Origin of the sequence: Aeromonas sp. QDB63 (genome assembly GCF_027707425.1) — a bacterium.
GTDB lineage: Bacteria > Pseudomonadota > Gammaproteobacteria > Enterobacterales > Aeromonadaceae > Aeromonas > Aeromonas caviae.
Genome location: NZ_JAPCIS010000045.1, coordinates 1 through 25,394 on the forward strand (window position 1 = coordinate 1; position 25,394 = coordinate 25,394).

At 64.0% G+C, this 25,394-nt stretch carries 23 protein-coding genes and 1 pseudogene; 15 read left to right on the top strand and 9 right to left on the bottom strand.

Going from position 1 to position 25,394, the window contains the following annotated elements; translation table 11 throughout:
• Positions 1-379: 379 nt before the first annotated feature.
• Together PG879_RS19015 and PG879_RS19020 are read right to left on the bottom strand one after the other, a co-directional pair.
• A complete protein-coding gene (locus tag PG879_RS19015) occupies positions 380-1,426 on the bottom strand; it encodes an NAD(P)H-dependent flavin oxidoreductase (RefSeq protein WP_210600758.1) in 1,047 nt (348 codons plus the stop codon).
• 207 nt (positions 1,427-1,633) lie between these two features.
• Positions 1,634-2,275: a ribonuclease T2 family protein gene (locus tag PG879_RS19020; RefSeq protein ID WP_210600759.1), complete on the bottom strand. Its 642-nt coding sequence runs from the start codon at positions 2,273-2,275 to the stop codon at positions 1,634-1,636.
• A 221-nt stretch (positions 2,276-2,496) separates the two neighbouring features.
• Between PG879_RS19020 and PG879_RS19025 the strand changes: the two genes are divergently transcribed.
• From PG879_RS19025 to PG879_RS19035, 3 genes are all read left to right on the top strand, one after another.
• Entirely contained in the window at positions 2,497-3,057 is a 561-nt protein-coding gene (locus tag PG879_RS19025) for a gamma carbonic anhydrase family protein (RefSeq protein WP_010672952.1), read from the top strand.
• 146 nt (positions 3,058-3,203) lie between these two features.
• Positions 3,204-3,497, top strand: coding sequence for a hypothetical protein (locus tag PG879_RS19030; protein WP_041214573.1), 294 nt, complete (start codon positions 3,204-3,206; stop codon positions 3,495-3,497).
• A gap of 1 nt (position 3,498) precedes the next feature.
• Positions 3,499-3,909, top strand: a complete 411-nt coding sequence (locus tag PG879_RS19035) for a DUF6515 family protein (RefSeq protein WP_210600760.1) — start codon at positions 3,499-3,501, stop codon at positions 3,907-3,909.
• A gap of 89 nt (positions 3,910-3,998) precedes the next feature.
• Here PG879_RS19035 and PG879_RS19040 read toward each other — a convergent pair whose 3' ends face one another.
• Positions 3,999-5,318 (bottom strand): HAMP domain-containing sensor histidine kinase, encoded by a 1,320-nt coding sequence (locus PG879_RS19040; protein WP_246875493.1) that lies wholly within the window; start codon positions 5,316-5,318, stop codon positions 3,999-4,001.
• Positions 5,319-5,332: 14 nt separating this feature from the next.
• Positions 5,333-6,013 carry a response regulator transcription factor gene (locus PG879_RS19045; RefSeq protein WP_010672948.1) on the bottom strand — a complete coding sequence of 227 codons (681 nt, stop codon included), beginning with the start codon at positions 6,011-6,013 and terminating at the stop codon, positions 5,333-5,335.
• Positions 6,014-6,161: 148 nt separating this feature from the next.
• On the opposite strand from PG879_RS19045, the gene PG879_RS19050 reads away from it, so the two are divergent.
• A complete protein-coding gene (locus PG879_RS19050; RefSeq protein ID WP_203764256.1) occupies positions 6,162-7,319 on the top strand; it encodes an efflux RND transporter periplasmic adaptor subunit in 1,158 nt (385 codons plus the stop codon).
• Between the two features lie 2 nt (positions 7,320-7,321).
• The gene (locus PG879_RS19055) at positions 7,322-9,271 is read left to right on the top strand and encodes a MacB family efflux pump subunit (protein ID WP_405696669.1); all 1,950 of its coding nucleotides are present in this window, start codon (positions 7,322-7,324) and stop codon (positions 9,269-9,271) included.
• A 224-nt stretch (positions 9,272-9,495) separates the two neighbouring features.
• On the opposite strand, the gene PG879_RS19060 is transcribed toward PG879_RS19055, so the two are convergent.
• Together PG879_RS19060 and PG879_RS19065 are read right to left on the bottom strand one after the other, a co-directional pair.
• A complete protein-coding gene (locus PG879_RS19060) occupies positions 9,496-11,391 on the bottom strand; it encodes a PhoX family protein (protein WP_210600763.1) in 1,896 nt (631 codons plus the stop codon).
• 386 nt (positions 11,392-11,777) lie between these two features.
• Positions 11,778-12,686 carry an SAM hydrolase/SAM-dependent halogenase family protein gene (locus PG879_RS19065; protein ID WP_210600764.1) on the bottom strand — a complete coding sequence of 303 codons (909 nt, stop codon included), beginning with the start codon at positions 12,684-12,686 and terminating at the stop codon, positions 11,778-11,780.
• Between the two features lie 150 nt (positions 12,687-12,836).
• Between PG879_RS19065 and PG879_RS19070 the strand changes: the two genes are divergently transcribed.
• Positions 12,837-13,298: a hypothetical protein gene (locus PG879_RS19070; RefSeq protein ID WP_210600765.1), complete on the top strand. Its 462-nt coding sequence runs from the start codon at positions 12,837-12,839 to the stop codon at positions 13,296-13,298.
• A 7-nt stretch (positions 13,299-13,305) separates the two neighbouring features.
• Here PG879_RS19070 and PG879_RS19075 read toward each other — a convergent pair whose 3' ends face one another.
• Positions 13,306-14,532, bottom strand: coding sequence for an MFS transporter (locus PG879_RS19075; protein ID WP_210600766.1), 1,227 nt, complete (start codon positions 14,530-14,532; stop codon positions 13,306-13,308).
• A gap of 249 nt (positions 14,533-14,781) precedes the next feature.
• On the opposite strand from PG879_RS19075, the gene PG879_RS19080 reads away from it, so the two are divergent.
• The 7 genes from PG879_RS19080 (at position 14,782) to PG879_RS19110 (ending at position 22,099) form a co-directional block, all read left to right on the top strand.
• Entirely contained in the window at positions 14,782-15,690 is a 909-nt protein-coding gene (locus PG879_RS19080) for a LysR family transcriptional regulator (protein ID WP_270830575.1), read from the top strand.
• Between the two features lie 89 nt (positions 15,691-15,779).
• Positions 15,780-16,451, top strand: coding sequence for a CsgG/HfaB family protein (locus tag PG879_RS19085; RefSeq protein WP_029313711.1), 672 nt, complete (start codon positions 15,780-15,782; stop codon positions 16,449-16,451).
• Positions 16,452-16,462: 11 nt separating this feature from the next.
• Complete coding sequence (locus PG879_RS19090) at positions 16,463-16,822, top strand: DUF4810 domain-containing protein (protein ID WP_042016536.1); 360 nt, start codon at positions 16,463-16,465, stop codon at positions 16,820-16,822.
• Complete coding sequence (locus tag PG879_RS19095; RefSeq protein ID WP_270830576.1) at positions 16,819-17,472, top strand: DUF799 domain-containing protein; 654 nt, start codon at positions 16,819-16,821, stop codon at positions 17,470-17,472. The genes PG879_RS19090 and PG879_RS19095 overlap by 4 nt, the downstream gene beginning before the upstream one ends.
• A gap of 218 nt (positions 17,473-17,690) precedes the next feature.
• A complete protein-coding gene (locus tag PG879_RS19100; RefSeq protein WP_270830577.1) occupies positions 17,691-19,166 on the top strand; it encodes a GGDEF domain-containing protein in 1,476 nt (491 codons plus the stop codon).
• 102 nt (positions 19,167-19,268) lie between these two features.
• Complete coding sequence (locus PG879_RS19105; RefSeq protein WP_210600768.1) at positions 19,269-20,522, top strand: DEAD/DEAH box helicase; 1,254 nt, start codon at positions 19,269-19,271, stop codon at positions 20,520-20,522.
• A gap of 221 nt (positions 20,523-20,743) precedes the next feature.
• Positions 20,744-22,099 (top strand): ferredoxin reductase family protein, encoded by a 1,356-nt coding sequence (locus PG879_RS19110; protein ID WP_270830578.1) that lies wholly within the window; start codon positions 20,744-20,746, stop codon positions 22,097-22,099.
• A gap of 79 nt (positions 22,100-22,178) precedes the next feature.
• On the opposite strand, the gene PG879_RS19115 is transcribed toward PG879_RS19110, so the two are convergent.
• Positions 22,179-23,636: a DUF2235 domain-containing protein gene (locus PG879_RS19115; protein WP_210600770.1), complete on the bottom strand. Its 1,458-nt coding sequence runs from the start codon at positions 23,634-23,636 to the stop codon at positions 22,179-22,181.
• A gap of 246 nt (positions 23,637-23,882) precedes the next feature.
• Between PG879_RS19115 and PG879_RS19120 the strand changes: the two genes are divergently transcribed.
• Together PG879_RS19120 and PG879_RS19125 are read left to right on the top strand one after the other, a co-directional pair.
• The gene (locus PG879_RS19120) at positions 23,883-24,392 is read left to right on the top strand and encodes a hypothetical protein (protein WP_210600771.1); all 510 of its coding nucleotides are present in this window, start codon (positions 23,883-23,885) and stop codon (positions 24,390-24,392) included.
• A gap of 234 nt (positions 24,393-24,626) precedes the next feature.
• Positions 24,627-25,022, top strand: coding sequence for a hypothetical protein (locus PG879_RS19125; protein WP_042016530.1), 396 nt, complete (start codon positions 24,627-24,629; stop codon positions 25,020-25,022).
• 196 nt (positions 25,023-25,218) lie between these two features.
• Here the strand turns inward: PG879_RS19125 and PG879_RS20620 are convergent.
• A pseudogene (locus PG879_RS20620) lies at positions 25,219-25,311 on the bottom strand (subclass B2 metallo-beta-lactamase); the annotation flags it as partial.
• Between the last annotated feature and the right edge of the window lie 83 nt (positions 25,312-25,394).

Genomic DNA, 25,394 nt, shown 5'->3' on the forward strand with positions numbered 1-25,394 from the left:
TTAAAGAGCGACACAGCTTTTGGCTGCTGCGGGAGTGGCATTCTACTCAACCGCCTTCTCGAGTCAAGCCTTATTTTTACAGGCTTTTCGAGGCTATCGACTCAGGCTTTGCGTTGCCGCTTTGCCCTGTCGATGGAGGCGCATTATAGAGACATAGATCACATTGGCAAGCTCTCATCGCAATAAAATTGCAAAAAAATGCCAATTCTTAGTTATTCATATCAAAGCACAGTTTTTATACAGACTTATCCACAGGGTGAGCCCGAAAAGGGCTCATTCTGCACCCTATTACCTCCCGTTCCTCTCTGCCCGTCTCCTGTTCGAAGGGTTGCTGACCATATCAATTCATATATAGAGGAAGAGAATCGCAAAGTGACGATCAGGCCAGTTCTGCCTCAGCAACCCAGGCAGCGATCAGCTCGGCTGCCGCCATGGAGCGGCAACCCGATATATTCTGCCCGGCCCAGAGTGGCGAGAAACCGCTGTCACCCGCCTTTTCGGCTGCGGCACGCAACGGAGCCAATGCGCCGCTGGCATACGGGAAGTCTGGCGGCAGCACCGAAAGGGGGCCGAGTTCCCGCATCAAGCGGTTGACTATGCCCCGCGCCGGACGGCCGCTGAACAGATTGGTCAGTGCGGTGTGCTGGCCATGCCTCCCCTGCAGCGCCGCACGGTGCAGGGGCGAGGTCGTCGCCTCGTGGCAACAGAGGAACGCCGTTCCCACCTGTACGGCGCTCGCTCCCAGAGCAAGGGCGGCTCTGATGCCCTTTCCATCGACTATGCCCCCGGCGGCGATGACAGGCAGATCCACTGCCGCCACTACCTGTGGCAGAAGGGTAAAGGTGCCCTGCTGCAAGCTGAGATCCTCACTCAGGAAGTGACCGCGATGGCCACCCGCCTCCAGCCCCTGGGCGATGACGGCATCGGCTCCGTGGTCAGCAAGCCACTGCGCTTCTGCCACCGTGGTGGCGCTGGCAAACACTTTTGCGCCTGTGGCCTTTACTTGGGCAAGCAATTCGGGCTCGGGCACGCCGAAGTGGAAACTGACCACGGCAGGTCTGAACTCTGCAAGCAGGGCCGCATGCTCGCCATTGAAGGGGGCCCGAGAGGGGGCTCGCGACGGCACAGCGGCATCCACCCCGAACTCGGCGTAATAGGGTAACAGTACCTGGCGCCAGCGCTGCTCCGCTGCCGGTTCCGGCTCGTGCTGCCGATGGCAAAAGAAGTTGATGTTGTATGGGCCCGACCCGCTGGCGGCGAGACGGCTCAGCTCCTGGCGCAGCTCGGCACCACTCAGCATGGCGGCAGGCAGGGAGCCCAGAGCCCCCGCACTGGTCGCAGCCATCGCCAGGGCGCTGTTCTGCACACCCGCCATGGGGGACTGAATGACGGGATAGCGCATCCCCAGTTCGGCAAAGAGCGTCATATGATGGTTTCCTGTTTCTGATGGTGAGTCTGCCTGTGCGCCAGAGGCGGGTTGAGTCGGCAGATCGCACCTGACATGCTGACACGTCGTCTGGCGATATCGCCTGCCCAGTTCCCGGCCAGACATCCTGCCTTGGCTTTCATCCATCAGGCTCCTTGAGGTTCATTGCACATCAGGCCCGCGAGGGACCTGATGAAGATAACGAGCTCAGCGCACGCTGCGCAGCAGGAAGTCCGGCTGGCCACAGGAGCGGCGCTCCCGCTTCTGCATCTCGTCGGAGCAGGGAACGGCATCCGTCCCCTGCTTGTTGATACAGATGTAGATCTCCCGCAGGAAGCGGCCCCCATCAGCGCAGGCCACCGTGATGTTATCGGGGGCCAGCCACTCGTTGGCGCTCGCCAGCTCGGCCTTGAGCTGGAAGCTGTTTTTTCTCAGCGGCTCTTCCGGCGATTGATAGGCGGCCGGGATCTTCACCTTCTGGCGCAGATCGCTGGCCAATTGGTGAAATGCCTCCTGGCTCAGCCCGGAACAGGTGCCGTGCTTCTCCCATTCATGGCGATAGAGGAAGCGGCTGGGGTAGAGCCCGGCAAACTGCTGCTCCATGTCCGCATCCAGCCGCTCGCGGGTGCAGCTGGCGGGGTAGCCGCGCTGATACTGGGGCCAGAGACCGTGCAGCACGAACCCCAGCTTGCGGGCGCACTGCTCCCGATCCCCTGGCTTGATGGCGCAATGCTCGGGCGACCAGGAGAGTGCCATGGCGTAATAGTCAAACTCCCCCGCATAGCCTTTGCCTTGTGCGGCGGAGATCCACAACAGCGACCCCACCAGCCATACCATGACCTGCTTCATCTCTCGTTCCCCCTCATCTCTTTGCACCCGGTGGCGCCCCATTTTGCGCCCTCATGCTCCCATAACAGGGAGTCAAAGAACAATCGCTCAAAATGGCCTTACTCACTGTGGGTCAGACCAGTAAAAGGTTTCCCCTGCCGGATCAGAGGCGTAAGCTGGCTCTCCGGCGGGCCTTCATGACGCGCCACGTTTCCCCGATTTCATCAGCAACAGGACGTAACATGATCCGCAAGAATCCCTCAGGTCACCTGCCCGTTATCGACGAATCCGCCTATATCGACAAGACCGCCATCATCTGTGGCAAGGTGATCATCAAGGAGAACGTGTTTGTCGGCCCCTATGCCGTGATCCGCGCAGACGAAGTGGACGAGAGCGGTGACATGGAACCCATCGTCATCGGCGCCAACTCCAACATTCAGGATGGCGTAGTCATCCACTCCAAATCCGGCGCTGCCGTCACCATCGGCGAGTTCAGCTCCATCGCCCACCGCAGCATCGTCCACGGGCCCTGCGAAGTGGGTAACCGGGTCTTCATCGGCTTCAACAGCGTGCTGTTCAACTGCCACATCGGCGAAGGGTCCGTGGTGCGCCACAACTCCGTGGTCGATGGCTGCGATATTCCCCCCGGCTTCTATGTCCCCTCCACCACCCGCATCAACCAGCAGAGCGATCTGGCGCAGATCCCACGCGTCACCGTGGACGCCACCGAGTTCTCCGAGGATGTGGCTCACACCAACATCGACCTGGTCAGGGGTTACAAGGCGCTCTCCAACGAGTTTTGATCCGGCGAGCGGTTCACGACACACAACGGGCGCCACGGCGCCCGTTGTCACAACTGTAAAGAGGGCGAAAAGAAGGTGTAAAGGTGGTTGAGCCGAGTGCATGCGTCGCGTTTGATGGGGGCGTTCCCATCAATGGAGTCATCATCATGTCACGCTATCCTGTCGCCCTTGCCCTTCTGCTGGGCACCACGCTCCTTCATGCCGGCGAGATGCCGCCCCCGATGGGCGCCCGCCAGGGAGGCCCCATGACACCGCCCCCCTCAGTGCTCTATCACGCCAGCAAGCAGGGTGCGGATCCCCAGGTCCTGGTCCAGGCGCTGTCCAAAAACATTGATGCCGCCAAGCCGGATACCCGCTACGAGGTCACGGTCAGCGTGCGCGAACTGCCGCCCCAGCCACTCAAACCCCAGCCCGCCGGTGCGCCGCTCAAGGGGCAGTGAGATGAGTCTGCACCGCCCTTCACTCTGGCTGCTTGCCATGGCCATCGCCCTGCCTGCCATGGCGGGTCCGGGGAACATGGGCAGACCGGGCGGATGGGAGAGCCCTGCCCCGCAGTACGGCCATGGGGCTGGCCCCGGCTTCGGCCACCCCGTCGACAGGCTGCCGGGAGGGGTGGAAACCTTGCTGCTGGCCGGGCTCACCTACTATGTGCTCGACGGCATCTTCTACCGCCAACAGGAGAACCACTATGTGGTGGTCTCTCCGCCTCCTCAGGTCCTGGTGGTGGCAGAGACAGGGCTCATCCCTCTTGATCTGGATGGCCGCCGCTATTACGTCAGGGAGGATCACTACTACCTGCGAGAAATAGACGGGCGCTACACCGAGGTGCCGCCGCCAGCGGCGCTGCGCTGAATCGCACGGAGGAACAGATACGAGCAGGGGGCCTTGGCCCCCTCTTTCATTACAGGGGTTTTACCCCACTCGGGTCTGAGCCGCGTACCTCAGGAGGGCTCATGCAGGGGTAGCGTCATGGTCACTCTCAGCCCCCCCTGTGCGCGATTGCGCGCCTGGATGGTGCCCCCCTGCAGAATCACCGCCTTGCGGGCGATGGCGAGCCCGAGCCCGTAGCCCTTGCCCATGCGGGGTGAGCCGATGCGCACGAAGGGGTCGAAGATCCCCGCCAGCTTCCCCTCCTCCACCCCGGGCCCCCGATCGGCGATGGAGAGCTGCACCTCCTGGCCCAGGCGCAGCAAGCGAACACTCACCATCTGGCCCGACTGCGAGAAACGCAGGGCGTTGCGCACCACGTTCTCCACGGCGCGGCGCATCAGCTCCGCATGCCCCAGCAGGAGGCAACCCTCCCCCAGCGCCGCCTCGAGCCCTATCTCGACCCCGGATTGCTGGGCTTCGAACCTGGCATCCTGGACGACGGTCTCCACCAGCGCCAGCAGGTCGTAGTGGCTCTGCTCAAGCCCGTGGCCCTGCTCGGCACGGGAGAGGGTCAGCAGCTCCCCTATCATCCTGTCCATCCGCTCCGTCTCGAGCCGGATCCGCGCCAGGGCGTCGCTCGCCTTCTCTGGGCGCTGCTCCGCCAGGCCGATGGCCATCTGGATGCGGGCCAGGGGGGATCGCAGCTCGTGGGAGACGTCGTGAAGCAGTTGCTCGCGCCCCTCGACCAGTTGCTGCAACCGCTCCACCATGAGATCGAACTCCTTCGCCACCTCCGTCAGCTCGTCCCGGCGCCAGCGCAGAGTGGGCCACAGCCTGACCCCCAGATCCCCCCTGGCTACCCGATCGAAACTGCGCCGCAGGGCGTTCATGGGCCGGGTCAGGTGCAAGGCGAACAGAATGCTGAACAAGAGTCCCCCCAGGCCGCCAATCCAGAGCATGGGCGGGGGAATGTTGAGCCAGGAGAGGGGGCCGGGGGCCGGCCCGCCGGGGAGGACGCGCGGGTCCGCTCTGGTCTGCAGCAGATAGGTCTGCCCGTCGTTGGCGATCACGGTGCGCGTCAGCACGACGCCGGGGCCCGGCTCCCCGGGGGCAGGCGGCCTGGATGCCCGGGGCGCTGGCCGGGGAGGCGCATCGGAAACATCGAGGAGTGTTATCTGCAGCAACGGCGGCGACATGGCCTGACTCAATGCCGTCGCAGCCTCGATCCCCCCCTTTGCCAGCACGGCTGCCGCCATCTCCAGATGCTGGCTCGCCAACTGCTGGGCCAGGTGCTCTTCCGGGGGGGCACGCTCGGCACGAAAACCGAGCCAGAGCAGTTGGCTGACCAGCACGATGGCCAGCCAGAACCCCAGCAGAATCTTCCAGAACAAACGTCCCTTGAGGATCACCGTATCTTGTACCCTATGCTGCGCACCGTCTCGATGGTGACGGCCTCCCCCGCCTTCTGCTGCAGTTTCTGCCTCAGGTTGCAGATGTGCACATCGACGCTGCGATCATAGGCCTCCCGCGGGCGCCCTACCCCTTGCAGGGAGAGGGTGTCCTTGGTGACCACCTGCTCCGGTGCTCGCACCAGCAACACCAGCATGTTGAACTCGGTGGCGGTCAGCTCCAGCGGCTCCCCCTGCCAGAGACAGACCCGGTTGGCCGGGGTGACCGTCAGATCCCCCAGGATGAGGGCATCCGGCGAGGGGGTTGCGCTCCCCCCCTCGTTGACCCGCCGCAGAACGGCCCGCAGCCGGGCCACCAGCTCCCTGGGGTAGCAGGGTTTGGGCACATAGTCATCGGCCCCCATCTCCAGTCCCACCACTCGATCCACGTTGTCCCCCTTGGCGGTCAGCATGATGATCGGCAGGCGGCTGCGCTGGCGCACCTGGCGCAGCACCTCGGTGCCGCTCAAGTCGGGCAGCATCACATCCAGCAGCAGGGCGCTGTAACGGCCGGAGAGGGCATGGTGCACACCTTCTCCTCCGGTCAGCACCTGGGTGGTATCAAACCCCTCTCCCCCCAGATATTCACTCAACATTGCGCCCAGTTCGGCATCGTCATCCACCAGCAGGATCTTCATATGCGGTCTCCCTTGTCGGCGGCCATTTTCGCCGCTTGCCACGCACTTGGCAGCCATTTTTACGAAACCCTTACGCTTGGCGCAAAGAGCCTTAACCCGGCTCTGGGGTAGAGTGCCGCCGTTACCGTCATTCAGGATACAGGTTGTCATGCCCACGTTCTCCCCTCGTCTCTTCTGGCTGCTGCCCCTGTGCGCCCTCGCCCTGTTGCTGGCCTGGCGCCCCCAGGCCAAGGCACCCGCCAGCGACTACATCACCGCCAGTGCCGAGACCCGGGATCTGGAGCAGCTCATCATGGCGGACGGCACCCTGAAAGCGCGCAAGCAGGTGAGCGTGGGCGCCCAGGTATCGGGCCAGATCAAGAAACTGCACGTGACTCTGGGGCAGGAGGTCAAACAGGGGGATCTGCTGGTCGAGATCGACGATCTGCCCCAGCAGAACGCCCTCAAGGATGCCCTGGCCCAGCGCGACAACCTCCAGGCCCAGCTGGATTCCAAAGAGGCCACCCTTCGCAATGCCCGCCTGGCATACCAGCGCCAGCAGCAGATCGTCGCAAGAGGCCTTGGCAGCACGGCCGACCATGACAGCGCCAAGGCGACCCTGGACGAGACCCTGGCCGATATCCGGGCCCTCAACGCCCAGCGGGTGCAGGCCGAGATCGCGGTGGACACAGCCCGGGTCAACCTGGGGTATACCCGGATCCTGGCCCCCCTCTCCGGTACCGTGGTGGCCATGCCGGTGGAGGAGGGGCAGACCCTCAACGCCAGCCAGAGCACCCCTACCCTGCTCAAGATTGCCCAGCTCGACACCATGACGGTGGAGGCCAGGATCTCCGAGGCCGACGTCATCAACGTCCGGGTCGGCATGCCGGTCTATTTCACCATTCTTGGCAACAGCCAGCGCCGCTTCGAGGGATCCCTGCGGGCCATCGAGCCCGCCCCCGACACCATCAATGACGACGACACCACCAGCAGCAGCGACAGCAGCGCCATCTATTATCACGGCCTGTTCGAGGTGCCCAACCAGGACGGTCAGCTCAGGATCAGCATGACGGCCCAGGTCTATCTGGTGGTCGCCCGGCTCAAAGATGCGCTGGTGATCCCGGCCATCGCCCTGCAGGGGGATCAGGTCAGGGTGGTCGACGACGGAGGCCGGATCAGCCTGCGCCGGGTCAAGGTCGGCCTGAACAACAAGGTGGATGCCCAGATCCTGTCGGGCCTGAGCACCGGTGAGCGGGTCATCGTCAGCGAAGTGAGCGCAGGCCAGAGCGACGCCGCCGGGGGCATGCCGCCCCCCATGGGGATGTGACCATGGGCGCCTTGTTGCAACTGAGGGGCATCCGCCGCCACTTCAAAGAGGGTGAGCGCACCGTCACCGTGCTCGATGGCATCGATCTGGCGATCGCCCGTGGAGAGATGGTGGCCATCGTCGGCGCTTCGGGCTCCGGCAAATCCACCCTGATGAACCTGCTGGGCTGCCTGGATCAGCCGAGCGAGGGGGCCTATCTGGTGGCCGGGCGCGACACTGCCACCCTCAGCCGGGACGAGCTCGCCGCCCTGCGCCGGGAGCACTTCGGCTTCATTTTCCAGCGTTATCACCTGCTGGCAGATCTCGACGCCCGCACCAACGTGGAGGTGCCCGCCCTCTACGCCGGTTTGGATCCGGCCACGCGACGCCAGCGGGCCGAGGCCCTGCTGACCCGCTTCGGCCTCGCCAGCCGGCTCGAACACAAGCCAAGCCAGCTCTCCGGCGGCCAGCAGCAGCGGGTCAGCATCGCCCGGGCCCTCATCAACGGCGGCGAGGTGATCCTGGCCGACGAGCCGACCGGGGCCCTCGACAGCCAGAGCGGCGCCGAGGTGATGGCGAGCCTTCAAGCCCTGCATCGCCAGGGCCACACCCTGGTGATCGTCACCCACGACATGGACATCGCCCGCCACGCCGAGCGGATCATCGCACTGAAAGATGGCCGGGTGATCGCCGATCGCCGCACGCGCGAGCCACAGGCCCTTCCCCAGGCGACCCAGGCCGCCACCAAGACGTCCGCCAGGGGGAAGACCCCGCTGATGGCGGGGCTCGGGAATGCCCTGCAGATGGCCCTCAAGGCCATGGTTGCCCAGCGTCTGCGCACCTTTCTCACCATGCTCGGCATCATCATAGGTATCGCCTCGGTGGTGACCGTGGTGGCCCTCGGGCAGGGCTCCCGGGAGCGAGTGCTGGAGAACATCAACGCCATGGGCACCAGCACCCTGGAGGTGTTCCCCGGCCGCGGCTTCGGGGACATGCGCTCCGCTACCATACAGACGTTGCGGATCGGGGACGCCGAGGCCATCGCCCGGCTGGACTACGTGCACAGCGTCACCCCCAGCCTCAGCACCAGCGCCACCCTGCGCCTTGGCAGCATCGCCGTCTCCGGCACCATCAACGGCGTCGGCGCCCAGTTCTTCCAGGTCAGGGGCTATCGCCTGGCCCAGGGCATGGGCTTTGATCGCCAGAGCGAGGAGAGCCTGGCCCAGGAGGTGGTGATCGACGAGCACACCCGGGACAAGCTGTTCGCCCCGACCCAGTCCCCCCTGGGCCAGGTGATCCTGCTGGGGGATCTGCCCTGCCGGGTGATCGGGGTCGCCATCAAGAACCAGAGCGGCTTTGGCAGCGACGAGACCCTCAACGTCTGGATCCCTCATACCACCGCCATGAGCCGCCTGCTGGGGCAGAGCCATCTGCGCAGCATCAGCGTGCGGGTGCGGGACGAGGTGAGCCTGGACGCCGCCCAGGACGGCATCAGCCGCCTGCTCACCCTGCGCCACGGCAGCCAGGACTTCTTCCTGCTCAACACCGACAGCATCCGCCAGACCATCAGCCAGACCAGCGCCACCCTGACCACGCTGATCGCCCTCATCGCGCTCATTTCCCTGATCGTCGGGGGCATAGGGGTGATGAACATCATGCTGGTCTCGGTCACCGAGCGCACCCGGGAGATAGGGGTGCGGATGGCGGTCGGCGCCCGGACCCGGGATATCCAGCAGCAGTTCCTCATTGAAGCCGTGCTGATCTGCCTGCTGGGGGGCGTGCTCGGCATCGCCCTCTCCCTGCTGCTTGGCCAACTGTTCGACCACTTCAGCAGCGGCGTCCGGATGAGCTACTCCCTTGCCGCCATGGGGGTGGCCTGCCTTTGCGCCAGCCTGATCGGGGTAATATTCGGCTTCGCCCCGGCCCGCCGGGCCGCCAGGCTGGATCCCATCCACGCACTGGAGCGCGAATAGCCCGCATTGACGCCGGGGTGACGCCACTCACCCCGACACCGGATCAGGGGCCGATGCCCGGCCCCGCCACCAAGCCTGAACGCCCGCACTTCTTCCCTGAATGCGCGGGTTCTTTGACCGGGTCCCGTACCCGGTCTTTTTTTGTCTCCCGCCCGCCACACCCACAAAAAAAGCCGCCCGAAGGCGGCTCTTGTCATCACGGGCCAAGCGGTTACCCCGGGCCATCAGGCGCCGATGATACCGCCATCGTCCCGGGTGATCCGCAACACGGCGGAGCGGGGAATGGCGGTGCCGCCGTCCGGGAAATGGGAGGGAGCCCCTTCCTCACCCGGGTGCTGCACCCCGACGAACAGGGTGCGCCAGTCTGGCGTGAAGGTGAGGCCCGTTATTTCGCAGGCCACGGGGCCGGTCAGGAAGCGGCGCACCTCGCCGCTCGCGGGATCGGCGCACAGCATCTGGTTGTTGCCCATGCCGGCAAACTGCTTCTCGTTGGAGTAATCGCCGTCGGTCTGGATCCAGAGCCGCCCCGCCTCGTCGAAGCCGATGCCGTCCGGGCTGTTGAACATGTTGTCCGGATGGATGTTGGCACTGCCCGCCATCAGCCCCTCCTTGTGCACGCCAGGGTTGCCCGCCAGCAGGAAGAGATCCCACTCGAAGCGATCGCTCCCGTGATCGTCCCCCATCGGGCGCCAGCGGATGATCTGGCCATAGGGGTTCTCGGCCCTGGGGTTGGCGCCATCGAGAGGTTGGTTCTCCTTGATGCCGCGGTTCTTGTTGTTGGTCAGGGTGCAGTAGACCTCGGCCCTGTGGGGATGCACGGCCACCCACTCGGGCCTGTCCATGGTGGTGGCGCCGAGCCGGGTCGCCGCTTCCCGGGCGAAGATGAGCACCTCCCCCTGATCGGCGAAGCCGTTCTCCCGGGTCAGGCCGTGCTGGCCGTGTACCAGGGGCAGCCACTGGCCAGTGCCCTTGAGCTCCCCCTCCCTGGCCTCGAAGCGGGCCACATAGAGGGTGCCCTCGTCCAGCAGATCCCGGTTGGCGGGGTCATTGCCCGGTGCCACCCTGTTCTTCGAGACGAAGCGGTAGATGTGCTCCCCCCGCTCGTCATCGCCGAGGTAGACCACGGCGCGGCCATCCTGGTTGACGGTGAAGGCCGCATTCTCATGCTTGAAGCGGCCAAGGGCGGTACGCTTCTTCGGGGTGGAGGCGGGGTCGCGGGGATCGATTTCCACCACCCAGCCGAAGCGGTGCGGCTCCTGGGGATGCTTCGCGAGATCGAACCGCTCGTCGAACCTGTGCCAGCCAAAGCCCGCATCCTCGGCGGCCAGGCCGTAGCGGGCGGCGCGCTGGTCCAGCACCGGCTTGCCCTCGCTGCCGAAGTAGCCGTTAAAGTTCTCCTCGCAGGTGAGGTAGGTGCCCCAGGGGGTCTGGCCATTGGCGCAGTTGTTGAAGGTGCCAAGGGCGGTGCGCCCCTCGGGATCGGCCTGGGTCTTGAGCAGGGCATGGCCCGCCGCCGGGCCGCTCAGTGTCATGGGGGTGGTAGCGGTGATACGGCGGTTGAGGGCCCCCTTGGGGTTGGCCTGCCACTTGCCATCGATGCGCGCCAGCTCCACCAGGGAGACCCCGTGGGCCGCCTGGGCCTTGGCGACCGCCTCTGCACTGAGGGTCTTGCCGCCATCCGCGAACAGATATTCGTAGTTGGTGTATTCGTTGTTGACGGCGAGCAGGGCGCGATCCGGGCCCAGGGGGAAGAAGCTCATGCCGTCGTTGTTGTCGCCAAACTGGCGGGCCTGGGCCTTGGCATCGTTGCTCTGGGCAAAGGCGGGGGCATCGGGGAAGAGAGCATCCCCCCAGGCGATCAGCACCTCGGCCCGGTAGCCGGGCGGCACCACTATGGTGTCGGCCACCGAGGCGGGCACGGCCTGGAAGCCAAGCAGCGGCCGGGTCGCGGCGGCCACGGCGCGGGCCACCGGGCTCGCGGCGAAGAAGGCCACCATGCTGGCGGCGCCCATCCCCTTCAGGAAACCACGGCGGCTCAGACCGGCCTCGATGAGGCGGTTGAATTCCGGTTCCTGCTCGCGGGGATGGTTGGCGCTGTCTCTCTCGTCAAAACGGCTCATCGGCTTTTCCTTGTTCTCTGTGCTGGCGTCATTGCGTAATCACTGCGTCCGGCCACAGCATGGGGGCACTTTATTAAACAAGGATGACAAACGATGAGATAGCCGCCTGGCCCGACAAGGCGCCACCGCCCAGGAGAAGGGGCGGTGGGCACCAGTCCCACCGCCCCAAGAGACACATCGCCGACAGAAGCTCTCCCCTCTATCTAGCCGCACGTCTTCAGACTGCTATGCCCGTTTGTACCGGATAGCGCCCGATGGCAACGTCTAGTTGCACTTCTTCAGGCTGATATGCCCGTTTGTACTAGATAGCGCCCGCTGGCAGCGTCTAGTTGCACTTCTTCAGACTGCTATGCCCGTTTGTACCGGATAGCGCCCGATGGCAGCGTCTAGTTGCACTTCTTCAGGCTGATATGCCAGTTGGCGCCGGATTGCACCTGGTGCTTGGCGGCGAAGCTGTCCATGTTCAGGGCCACCGACACCTGCAACAGGCTGTTGAGGTAGACCAGGGGCTGGCCCTCCGGCACGTCGCCAAAGCTACTGACGTAGGGGGCCTTGCCCTCGTATTTCAGCGCATCCCCTTCGCTGATCCTGATGCAGGCGTTGTCCCCCTTGTGGATGCCTGCCTTGCCGAGCAGGGCCTCGTCGATGTTGGTCCAGACGTTGCCGTACTGCACGTCCAGGATCGGGATGGTGCCCTTCAAGGTGCCATCCTGCTCGACCACCGCGGGCTGATAGGGGATGGTCACCACCTCGGCAGGCAGTTTGGGCCCCACCTGCTCGAAGCTGATGGCACCGGAAGCGAGCCGGGCGCCGGTGTAGGCGTAGACATCGCGCCCATGGAAGGTATAGGACTTCTCGGAGCCCTTGAGGCGGTTGGTCTTCTCGTCTATCTGGCGCACCGCCTCGATACCGAAGTGCTCCGCCGCCAGGGTCAGGGTGCCGTTGTCCGGGCTGACGATGAAGTGGCCGCTCCTGGTCTTGAGTACCACCGACTTGCGTTCGGTGCCGACACCGGGGTCCACCACGCTGACGAAGACGGTACCCGCGGGCCAGTATTGCAGGGTCTGATAGAGGCGGTAGGAGGCTTCCCAGATGTTGTAGGCCGGGATCTCGTGGGTCAGGTCATGGAGCGGCAGGGTGCGGTCCACCCCGAAGGCGACCCCCTTCATGGCCGAGACGGCGCCATCCTTGAGACCGAAGTCGGTCTGGAACACCAGGGCCTCGTTGGCAAGGGCACTCGCCCCCACCAGAGAGAGAGCGAGTACGAGGGCGCGGGGGACGATACGAATATCCATGTCAGGGCTCCTTTAAAGACGTTTGGACGTCCAGATTGCCATTCATGGGAATCTTTGCAACCCCTGATGCCCGAATGGGGGGCGAAATGACTCGCCAATCCGCCCCGTGCGGGTGTATCCATGGGGCATCCAACGCCGGGAGCACACCAGATGACCAGAAAGCATCACGACACCATTTTGCTGAGCCTGGGCAATACCCGAAGCCAGGTCGCGCTCACCGCGGCCGATGGCACCAGCCAGACATTTGCATTGACACTGGGGCTCGATGCCCTGACCCCGGGACCCTTTCGCCGGGATCCGCCGACGCCCCTGGAGCTTGAGCAGGCCATCATGGTGGTGGAGGATGTGCTGATGCCCCTCGCGGCACGGATCCCGCCCCACCCCGTGCTGCACCTGCAAAGCCCGGAGCCCCTGGCCGAGGTGCTCGGTAACCGGGTGCAGAGCCGGGAGAACATAGAGCGGTTGTTCGGCCAGCTTGCCGCCATGGTGGAGGGGGATCCCCTGGCATCGGCCCAGTTGCCGAGGGGGAGGCGCATCGCCGCCGCCCTGCTGATCCTGCGGGAGTGGATGCACCACCTGGATGCCGGGAGCGTCGTCCTGGTCGATGGGTGATGCCCTGTCACACAGCGGGCTCGAAGCGCCGCCGAGACACCGCCCAGGCCAGCCCCAGGCTTGTCAGGGTGCTGCCGACGAAGAGCAGATCCAGCGCGACGCCAAGACCTGCTCCGTCGCTCACCCAGCCCAGCAACACGGGTACCCAGTTCGCCACATAGGCGATCACATAGAAGAGGGAGAGCAGCCGCGCGTGGCTGGCCGGGGGCGCGATGCGATTGATCAGGGTCGCACTGCCCACGAACACGGCCCCCTGGGCATAGCCCGCCACCAGCAGCCCGAGTCCCGCCAGCCAGCTGGGCAGGCCGTGAACGGCCCCGGCAAAGAGCAGCACGCACAGCGCCAGGGCCAGCACGCCGCTTTGCAGGGTATGGCGGGCATCGAGGCGACGGGCCCAGAGCTGGCAAAGCCCAGAGAAGACCAGATAGGCCGCGACAAGATAGCCGAACAGCCCCAGATCCGTCATGCCCAGCATCTCGCTCACCACCTTGGGACCCATGGCCAGCAAGCTGGCCGCCACCGCCCAGGCGGTGAAGAGCGCCAGGGCGCAAAGGAAGAACCCGGCCCCCGTGGCCTTGAGCCCCTCTCCCAGGGATCCGCCACCCTGCCCGCTCGGGGCGGCCTTCGTCGCCCTCACCCCTTTGGGCCAGCTCAACACCAGCCCCCCGATGGCGCAGGCCGCCATCCCCAGGATCAGCAAAAACGGCAGCGTGGTCGGGTAGAGATCCTGCTGCAGCGCCAGCCCGCTGAACACGGGGCCAAGAGCCAGCCCGGCGGTGAACGATAATGTAGCGCTCAGGGCCGCTCGCTTACCCCCATCCCTGGGGCCAAAACGCAGCAGCGCCACATTGGCGGCGCCGGTCAGGCTGCCCGTGCCAATCCCGGCCAGCAGCCGCGCCAGCAAAAGGGCCCAGAAGCTGTCGGCCAGGGAGAAGAGCAGGGCCCCGCCCCCGACCGCCACCAGGGCAGGCAGGATCAGGGTGCGCAGATCCGCCACGCGTCCCGCCAGGTTGCCCACCCCGAACAAGGCGATGAGCACGCCCCCCGCATAGCCGCCATAGATGAGGCTGAGGCCGAGATCGCTCAGAGCCAGCGCCGCCTGGTAATGGGGATAGAGCGGGGTAGGCACGCTGCTATTGAGCAGGGCCGACATCAGGGCGAGGGAGAGAAACCAGCGCAGACGAGGATGGACAACCTGACCTGGCTCGCAAGCCGGGACGCTTGAGACAGACATGGACACTCCAGTGGCAGACAAATGAAACCGCAATCGGGAGCGACATCATAGCGATCCCGCCCACCCCGGACTGCGGCAGTTCTGCATCACGCCGACTCAATCCTGCATCACCCCGGGGGTTGCCGGGCAGCCCCCAGGCCAGGCCCTGACCCTAGCACACCCCGGCCTTGGCGCCCCTTGTGCTGCCATCCCCGCTGGCATCTAATATTGCGGCGCCAATCGGGCGTTCTGCTTGAGTGAGGAGCAAGCATGATCAATTGGGACGATGCCCGCTTCTTCCTGGCCCTGGCACGGCGAGGCAGCCTGCGGCAGGCCGGACTCGAGCTCGGGGTGGATCAGGCCACCGTCGGGCGGCGGATCACCCTGCTCGAGCAGCAGCTGGGGGCCAAGCTGTTTATCCGCACCCCCAGGCACTATCGCCCCAGCCCCCTCGGGGAAGCGCTGCTGCCCCAGGCCGAGGCCATGGCGCAGGCGGCCCTGGCCATGATGCGCACCGCGAGCCTGGGGGAGCTGGAAGGGGAGCTTTGCATCGCCACCACGGATACCCTGGCCCAGGGCTTCGTGCTGCCCGCGTTCGCCCTGCTGCGCCAGCGCCACCCCGGCATCCGCCTCAAGTTGCTGACCGCCGTCAGCGTGAGCGACATCCACAATCAGGAGGCGGATCTCGCCATTCGCAGCGTGCGCCCCGAGCAGGGAGACCTCGTGGTCAAACGGCTCGCCACCATCAAGATGGGGCTCTACGCCTCTCCCGACTACCTGGCCAGGCGGGGCACGCCCCGCTCGGGTCAGGCACTGCAAGAGCACGACCTGCTGCTCTTTCCCAGAGAGCTGGTGGCCCGTCACTGGCTGAGTCTGTGCGGCGAACCGCTCCACGAGCCCAACGTGGTCATGCAGAGCAATGCCCAGCTGGTGCTGATGGCCGCCGCCCGGCAAGGGCTCGGCATCGCCCTGCTCTCCACCTTCCTCGCCGAAGAAGACCCCGCCCTGGTGCGCCTGCTGCCTGACCAGCACGATCCCATCGACATCTGGATGGTGCTGCACCCGGATGTGCAGAAGACGGGCCGAATGCGCGCCCTGGTGGCAGCCCTGGAGGAGGTGTTCCAGCCCCTGCAACAGACCCGGTCACCCGCCATCCCCTGTCAAACGCACAGGGATTGAGCGGGTATGCCCCCCATACGGGGCACTTTCTTCGCCACGAACCATGTTAGAGTCCGCCGCTGTTTTTTCCTTTGATAACGGGGCCTTACATGAAGAAGTTTGTTGTTTCATCCAGTGTCATCCTGATGGCGGGCTTGCTGACAGCCTGTGCGAGCGAGTCGTCGCGCACCCTGGAGGTACCCAAGGTTGCCTCCTATCAGAGCCACTATCAGGGCGCACGCAGCCCCATCGCCGTCGGCAAGTTCGACAACCGTTCCAGCTACATGCGTGGCATCTTCTCCGACGGCGTGGACCGGCTGGGCAACCAGGCGAAAACCGTGCTGATCACCCACCTGCAACAGACCGGTCGCTTCAGCGTACTGGATCGCGACAACATGGCGGAGATCCAGGCCGAAGCCGGGATCAAGCAACAGGCTCAGCAACTCAAGGGCGCCGACTACGTGGTCACCGGCGACGTCACCGAGTTTGGTCGCAAGGAAGTCGGTGATCATCAGCTGTTTGGCATCCTGGGTCGCGGCAAGTCACAGATCGCCTATGCCAAGGTCAACCTGAACATCGTCAACGTCACCACCTCGGAAGTGGTCTTCTCTTCCCAGGGTGCCGGGGAGTACGAACTCTCCAACCGCGAGATCGTCGGCTTCGGCGGCACCGCCAGCTACGACTCCACCCTGAACGGCAAGGTGCTGGATCTCGCCATCCGCGAGGCCGTCAACAATCTGGTGAACGGCATCGAGACCGGTGCCTGGCGCCCGGCCCAATGAGGAGAGACGAGATGACGCTGTTCCGTCCTTCTCTGCTGCTGGTCAGCGGCCTGCTGCTGAGCGCCTGCGCCCAGGGGCCGCAGACGCTCTACAACTGGGAGCAATATCAGGGAGTGGTTTACCAGCACATGCAGGGTGACGACACCGGGGTCGAAGCGCAGATCGATGCGCTGGAGAAAAACCAGCAAGAAGCGAGCGCCAAGGGGCAGGCTGTGCCACCGGGCTTTCACGCTCACCTCGGCATGCTGTACGCCCAGCTCGGCAAGGATGCCCAGACTCGCGAGCAGTTCGAAACCGAGAAGCGCCTCTTCCCCGAATCGGCCCCCTTCATGAACTTCCTGATGTCCAACAAGAAGGGAGAGACCCAATGACCCTGCGCCCCCTCCTTGCCCTCACGCTGGGCGCCCTCCTCCTGGGCGGCTGCGCACAGGGCCCCGGCTACGACTACAGCAACTTCAAGGAGAGCAGACCAACCTCCATTCTGGTGCTGCCGCCGGTGAATCACTCGCCGGACATCAAGGCGGGCCCCAGCCTGCAATCCCAGATCACCTATCCGCTCGCCGAGTCCGGCTATTACGTGCTGCCGGTGGCGGTCACCAACGAGACGTTCCAGCAGAACGGCGTGACCGAGCCCGCCGACATCCAGGCGCTGCCCATCAAGAAGCTCCACGAGATCTACGGTGCCGATACCGCCCTCTACCTCGACATCAAGGAGTACGGCACCAGCTATCTGGTCATCTCCAGCGAGACAGTGGTCACCGCCAGTGCCCGCCTGGTGGATCTGCGCACTGGCAAGCTGCTGTGGGAAGGCAGTGCCAGCGCCAGCAGTGCCGAGCAGCAGGGCAATTCGGGGGGCGGCCTCATCGGCATGCTGGTGGTGGCGGTGGTCAATCAGATTGCCAACACCCTGACCGACAAGGGCCATGAAATCGCCGGCATCACCAGCGTCAGGCTACTCAGTGCCGACATGTCCAACGGCATCCTCCCTGGCCCCCGCTCGCCGAAATACCAGGCTCGCTAAGGCGCGTCGTCTCACTCCACACAAGAGGGCGCCATGCCCTCTTGTTTCAGCCCCCCCCTTTCCCCCGCCCACCATCGAATGCGTTCTTATCGTCTATCTTTTTGATATTGCTGGCTCATTTTTGTGCACCCCCCATGGCGCCCCACCAACTTCATCTGGTGATGCCCGGCAAAATCAGTTACAAAAAAGGCCTCTGTCACCACGGAAGCGTTCACGCCATGGCCGCCTCACTGCTGCGTTTCCTCCCCCGTCGATGGCTCACCCGGCTTGGCTGGCTCTGCCTGGCCCTGATGGGGCTCGGATTGGTGTGCAACTACACCTACTTCGTCATCAGGCACGACATGGCGCTCATCACCGCCAAGCAGCCCAACCTGTTCGAGGTGTTCTATCAGCGGGCTCGCATCCTGGCGCCGGAGAAACTGGCCGCCTTCATCGACAACAGCAGCATCAAGATGCCCATCTTCAGCGAGAACGGGGATGCGACGGCCTATGCCTATGGCTATGATCTCCCCACCCTGAAGCGCCTGGCGGTCATTCCCGTGTTGCCCCCGGCCAACCAGATGCTCCTCGCCTACCAATACGTCATCTCCAACCCCGAGGTCCTCAACCTCTACGCCTTCTATGATGATCGCCGCATGCTTGGCATGGTCGCCAGCAAGGGGATGCTGCCGAGCCAGTTGTTGCCCATCAACACCGACCTCAGCGACATCGAGCCCTGGACCCACTATTTCGGCTGCGCCTTTTTCGCGGCCACCCATGTCCCCTGCAGCACGGATGAAACCTGGGTATCCGAGATCTACACCGACACCTTCACCGGACTGAATACCATCACCCTCTACTTCCCCTTCGTCTATTACGAGCCCGCCATCAAGGACTACCGCTATGGACTCAAGGGCATCGACATCGCCGTCGACCGGGCGTTCAAGGATGTGCTGCACCCCTTCGAGAGCCTCAATCCGACCCGGACCGTCCTCTCCTTCGAAGAGGTCGAGCCCTGCCGCCCGTTCCACCTCTGCCTGAGCACGCCGCTGATGCGCACTCAGGCAGGCAATGATCTCTACCTCAAGTGGTCATACAGTTACGGCGATTTCATCCGGTCCGTGCTCTACGGGGCGGCCTTCAAGCTCTATCTCATCATCCTGCTGCTGATCATGCTGACGGGGCGCAGCCTGGTTACCCGTCTGCGCATCCTGGCCCAGACCGACCACCTGACCCGGCTGCCACGCCGTGACATCCTCAATCAGGCGCTGCTGCGGGAGCACGACTACCTGATGATCCTCGACATCGACAACTTCAAGTCCGTCAACGACACCCATGGTCACGGGGTGGGTGACCTGGCGCTCGTCGCCTTCGCCAATCACCTCAAGACCAATATCCGCAAGGGCGATGTCGCCATTCGCTGGGGCGGGGAAGAGTTCATCGTGCTGTTCAAGGGGATGGACGATGACAAAATGATGCATCACTCCGCCGCCCGCCTGCTGGAGCGGCCATTGCGCATCCCCGAGCTGCCCGCCCCCATCACCTTCTCCGCCGGAGTAACCCGCATTCGCGATTACCTGACGGTGACCGAGGCGGTGCAACTGGCCGACGACCTGCTCTATCACGTCAAGCAGCACGGCAAGCGCAATATCGCCTATTACCAGGGGCAAACCATCCGCCTTGTCCGCGATCCGGGTGACAATTCAGCCCCCTGAGCGGCCCGGCTTCTGCCGCTCCCCTGCTATCTGTTACCATCCCGGCCACGCTGATTGTTTCCGCCCCGGCCACGGGGCGGGATAACCCCATACTGGTGCCCTATGTCCATTGCCTCTTTCGCCGAACTGGCCCTCTCCCCCCGCTTGCAGCAAACCCTGACCGAGCTTGGCTACGCCGCCCCCACCCCGGTGCAGGCCAGCGCTATCCCCCTGATCCTCGCGGGGCGGGATCTGATGGCGGGCGCCCAGACCGGCACCGGCAAGACCGCCGCCTTCGTGCTGCCGCTGCTGGAGCAGTTGCTGCAACACCCGACGAGCGATGCCCCTCGCCCCATCCGCGCCCTGGTGCTGGTGCCGACCCGCGAGCTGGCGGTGCAGGTTGCCGAGAGCGTCACTCGCTACGCCAGGGGCACCACTCTCACCAGCACGCTGGTCTACGGCGGGGTGAGCATCGCCGCACAGGTGGAGGCGCTGAACGCCGGGGTGGATATCCTCATCGCCACCCCGGGCCGCCTGCTCGATCACCTGCGCCAGGGGGCGCTCACGCTGGCCGAACTGCGCCATCTGGTGTTTGACGAGGCGGACAGGATGCTCGATATGGGCTTTATGGACGAGATCCAGGCGCTGTTGAAGCAAATCCCGGCGGATCGCCAGACCCTGCTGTTCTCGGCCACCTGCGATGACAACCTGTTTGCCCTCTGCAAGGTACTGCTGCGCGACCCGGCGCTGGTGGAAGTGGCACCGCGCAACACCACGGCGGCCGAGGTGGAGCAGCGGGTCTATGCGGTGGACAGCGATCGCAAGGTGGCGCTGGTCCAACACATGCTGACCGTGAAGGGCTGGGCGCCGGCGCTGATCTTCAGCCGCACTCGCCAGGGGGCCGACAAGCTGGCCCAGCAGCTTGGCAAGGGGGGCATCAATGCGCTCGCCTTCCACGGGGATCTGTCACAGAGCGCGCGGGAAAACGTGCTGCTGGCGTTTCGCGCAGGCACCTTGCAGGCCCTGGTGGCCACCGACGTGGCGGCTCGCGGCCTCGATATCAGCGAGCTCAACCATGTGATCAATCTGGAGTTCCCCCATCAGCCCGAGGATTACGTCCACCGCATCGGGCGCACCGGCCGCGCCGGCAACAAGGGGCTCGCCATCACCTTGTTCAGCCCGGAAGACGCCCCCCTGCTGGAGAAAGTCGAAGCCGTGCTCGATACCCGCCTGCCCCAGCAGTGGTTCCCGGGCTTTGAGCCGGCTCTCACCCGCTTCGACCCCGAGCCGCGCCGCGCCAGCAAGGGCGCCCAGAAGCAGAAGGCCAGAAAGCAGGCCCTCGCGGGCAACAAGGGCGGCAAGGGACGAAAATCCTGACACGACTGTTTGCTGGGGCAGCCATGCGCCTGCCCCAGCATCACCCCTCTCCAGACCCAGGCCTGTGGGGTGACGCCAACCGCTTTCCTGCCCCCCTGTTCTGCCCCGCGCCCCCCTCCTCAGCCCGCTTGCCCTGACCCGGCGACCCTTTGCCACACTCTGCTACAAAAGAGGTAGTCAGGGGGCACACTTTCGCCACAAAGCAGGCGTGCAATGGAGGCATGGACAAGGAGGACATCATGAAACCCGCATCCCTCATCTGGGCCCTGCCCCTGACCCTCACCCTCATCTGGCTGTTTGGCCTGACCCAGTGGCCCGCCGGTCTCTGGCCCTGGCGCCACGAGCTGCTGATCCTGACCGGTCTGCTTGGCCTTGGCGCCATGACCCTCTCCCTGCTGCTCGCCCTGCGCCTGCCGAGGCTCGAGGCCTGGTGCGGCGGGCTGGATCGCATGTTGCACCTGCACCGCAGCAGCGCCCTCTGGGCCACCGGCACCCTGGTGGCCCACTGGCTGCTGGTGGAAGCCCCCAAGTGGGCTGTCGCCGCCGGCTGGCTGACCCGGCCGGCGCGCCGCGGTGCTGGTGCTGGTGCTGGTGCTGGTACTGGTGCTGGTACTGGTGCTGGTGCTGGTGCTGGTGCTGGTGCTGGTGCTGGCAACGATGCCCTCTGGCACAGCCTCGGCAATACCCTGGGGGAATGGAGTTTCTATCTGCTGCTGGCGCTGGTGGTGGTAAGCCTGCTGGCGGTGGTGTGCTACGAGCGCTTCAAGGTGGTTCACCGGCTGGCCCCGGTCATCTATCTGATGGGCTGGCTGCACGGGCTCTGCCTGCTGCCGCGCATCGGCGCCCTGACCCCGGTCGGCCTGACCCTGCTTATCGGCGGCGGGCTGGGTGCTCTGGGGGCGCTCTACTCCCTGTTTGGCCGGGTGGGACGGGACGCACGCCGCCAGGGGACGGTCAGCGCCCTCACCCCTCTGGACGAGCGCACCCTGGAGATCCGGGTTGGCCTCACCGCGCCCCTGCCCGGCTACCGCCCGGGGCAGTTCGCCTTCTTCGACTTTGCCGGGCGCGGCGAGCCCCACCCCTACACCCTGGTCGATGTCTCGGCAGACTGCCGCACCCTGACCCTGGCGGTGCGCGCCCTCGGGGATCACACCCGCTGGCTGCACCGCCACCTCAAGGTGGGGAATGCGGTGATCGTGACCGGCCCCTATGGCGCCTTCGCCCTGCCGGATCCGGCCCCCGCGCTCTGGGTGGGCGCCGGTATCGGCATCACCCCCTTCGTCGCCTGGCTGGAGGCCCTGGTACGCCGTGGTGAACAACGCCCCGGCACCACCTTGCTGCAATGCGCTCCCAGCGCCGAGGCCGCCCCCTATCACAGTCGGCTGGCCGATCTGTGCCGCCGGGTCGGGATCGACTACCGGCTGCATCTGGAGTCCGAGCGCGGCCGGCTGGATCTGGCCGCCCTGGGCAAACGTCAGCACACCCCGGTGTGGTTCTGCGGCCCCGAGCCCATGGCCCAGAGCCTGGATGCCCACCTGGCCACCCCGCTGCACCGGGAGCTGTTCCGCTTTCGCTGACCTTCGACACACCTCACCGCGTCACCCGAGACATAAAAAGGGCTTCCCGAGGGAAGCCCTTATCGTCACCCAGCCGCTATCAGTCGCGGCTCACCGTGAGCGTCACAAAGCCACGGTTGTTCTCGTAATATCCCCAGGCATCGTTGGCAAAACAGTAGAGATAACCGCTCTTGGTCGGCTTAATGCTGGCCTCTTTGCCGATCACAAAGGTGCTGGGCCGCGCCGGAGTGCCATCGTTGTCCGGGTTACCCGCATCCGCCACCACCCCTATCAGGGCAAACCATTCCGCCTCTTCCAGCCGCTTGGTAGCAGGAACATTGGCCTGACTGTTGCGAGTCACTATGCCGTAGAAGCGCTCAATCTTGCCAAGTGCATCACCCAACAGGTGTGCAAGCGCCTTGTCGCGCACCCCCTCCGGGCCCGCTGGCACATGGGAGTCATGCCACTCACCATGAGCGCTGAAGCGGTAATGGCGACCAGCCTCCAGATAGATACCAGTCCAATACCATGGATGGCGGGCATAGATATCCAGGGTGATCGAACCTTCCGTTGACCACTCCTTGGTGGGCAGATAGGGAAGCTGATTGATGGGAGAGAGCTTGCGCCGCTCATCCACTGACTTGTGGACTTCGGCGGAGCGAAGATTCGGCAAGCTGCGCGGCGAGGTGAGCAAAAGCTTCATCAGACCGACGTGGGATTCGTGCAGCAGGCCGGCAGGATCAGGATGTAGCTGCGAGCTTGCTGACTCCCTGAACACCAATCCACACTGGCCAGCCTCCTTCATCATCCAGGCCAGAGTGATATCCGAAAGCCCGTGTTCCTTGTAGCCGCCACCAACGTCGCTATGAACCCCGGCAAACCAGATCTGCTGCATGTCTCGCCCTGGGGCCGGATCCCAGAGAGTCGGCGTGAAACTACCTCGTTTCTCGTCGATAGCGACGGCATGGCGCGCCGTCTTGATATGCTCGCCAAGCTGGACGTCGTGAAAACGGTAGTTGTCGGGACGGTCGAGCAAATTCAGCAATCCCTTGTCATCGGGAATACCGAGAGCGCCGACAGTATCCCATACCCCAATGAAGCGGATAGCTTGAGAGGCTGGATAAAAGGTGAGATCCGCCAAGAGCTGCTTCTTGCGATATCCCTGATCGTAAATCCGCTCCACCACCTCGCCCATCCCTTCATCAGAGGCGAATCGGACTATGCCGCATCGCCCAATCATGCCCCCGAGGCTACGGGCCGTGAACGCACCGCGACTAAAACCAAACAAGAAAAGTTCATCTCCTTCTTGGTAATGAGTCGCCAACCATTGATAACAGTCACGAATATCCTCACTGAGCCCAAGCCCGATCGTGCCTCCCATCACCTTGTCGATCAGACCACCACTGCCAACCCCGCTCTGGTAACGTGTGAGCTGGGTTTCGTCACAGCGCAGGGCATTGAAGATTTTGAATACATTGGTAGGCGCCAGCACACCGTCATCTTTGTTGTCTTCGCTGTTCCAGGTTCCATCGCAGCAAACAATCAATTTTCTAGCCATCACGCACTCCTTACGCGGGGATATCACGGTTACCACCTCGGTACCGTATGACGCTTTATGCTAGTCCATCCATTGGCGACCCCACTGTTGTTACATCACCTTTGTTCCTCCAAGAGCACAAAGTAGTTAAGAGATCTCTTCTTTGAAGAGACAAAGGGCGGGCACTGCTACACCGGCCTTTTCGGGTCATTTTCGCCATGGGCTGACTATCCTCAACAGGGTCTCTTGCCCAATGTGGAGCTACCCATGGATCGCTACTACAAACACCTGGCCATCAGCGGCCTCATCTCCTTCGGAGGCCTTGCCCTGATACTGCTGCTGCAAACCATCCCGCTCATTTCCAACATCATGACCGCCATCTTCTTCGCCGGATCGGTGGGGGCCGTCATCAACAACTATTACCGTCTCGCCAGGCTGCACGACAGCGACGCCATAACCCACATCAGCCAACCCCGGGTGATCGTCACGCAATTTTATGTCTCCCTGCTGTTTTCCGGCATTCTCGGCTTTATCGCCTACGGACTCTTTGCCAGCAGCCTGCTGCAGGGGGATCTGTTTCCCAAGTTCAAACACATGGAGCCCCCCTATGTCTCCTTGCAGACCCTGCTGACCCTGGCCTCTCCTGCAACCAATCTGGATGCCGCCAAGGCCATCATCTGGGCCTTTATCGCCGGTTTTTCCGAGCGATTCGTCCCCAATGCCATCGACGCCCTCACCAAGGCAGTCCCCCCTTCCGGGCAAGACACCCCGGGATAAGGGCCCGGGCAAACAGGAGCATTGCCACCCTGGATGCAGACCGGACTACCCGGCATCCGGATGAAATACACTGGCGCCGCCTGTTGTTCTCGTATCGCCATCACGGACAAGCACCTTACCCCCGGCGTCAACGCAGCAATACGATTTCATGACCAAAACCCTCATTCGGGTATTGATGCATACGGAATGAATAAGCATCATCTTGCCGCCCCTGGTCATGGATAAGAATGTTGTATGTCCTTTGATAAAAAGCACGGTGAGTTCATCTTCAATGTGCAGGAACACCTGGTCACCTGCGAGCTGATCGGCCCTTTCAATGAAGAGGGTATGCTGGCGTGGATTGCACAGATAAAGTCCGTGGTGAACAGCCTGGACGGTAAGCGTTTCTGCGCCCTGGTGGACCATCGTCAGCATCAGGGGGTAGTGCTATCCGCCCTGCCCCATCTGCAGGAGACCTATCAGTGGCTGACCCAGAAGAATCTGGTGGCCATCGCCTCCCTCTATTCGGCCAAGGTGCTCCATCACATCGCCCTCTCCTGCCTCTCCCTCACCCACCCGGACCATATCCGGGCATTCAACGACCCCCAAGAGGCCATCGCCTGGCTGGATGCCCAATACCAGACGCGATAGGCCACCCGGCCTGTGTTGATACGCCATATGCCGCGCCCTCACCGCCCAGGTCCGGATAAACAGGCCCCAATCCCTGCCCTGAGGTGCTGAGCCCGGCAGCAACCGATGGCTATTCCCCGAGCGACAGGAAAGAGGCCACCGTCAGAACCGCCGCATCTTGCCCGGTTATCTGTACCGGCAGGGCAGCATCCCAGCCAAGGGGCATCTGGGCCGCCCGCACGCTGCCGCCCCAGAAGCTCGCCACCAGTATCAAGGCCCCGGCCAACCCGTATTTGATCCAGGATTTCATCGTCTTGGGAAAGTGCGAACAAGTATCCCAAGAACAAAAAATGAAAATTTTAGTCATTTAATATCAATGGGTTACCAGTAAAT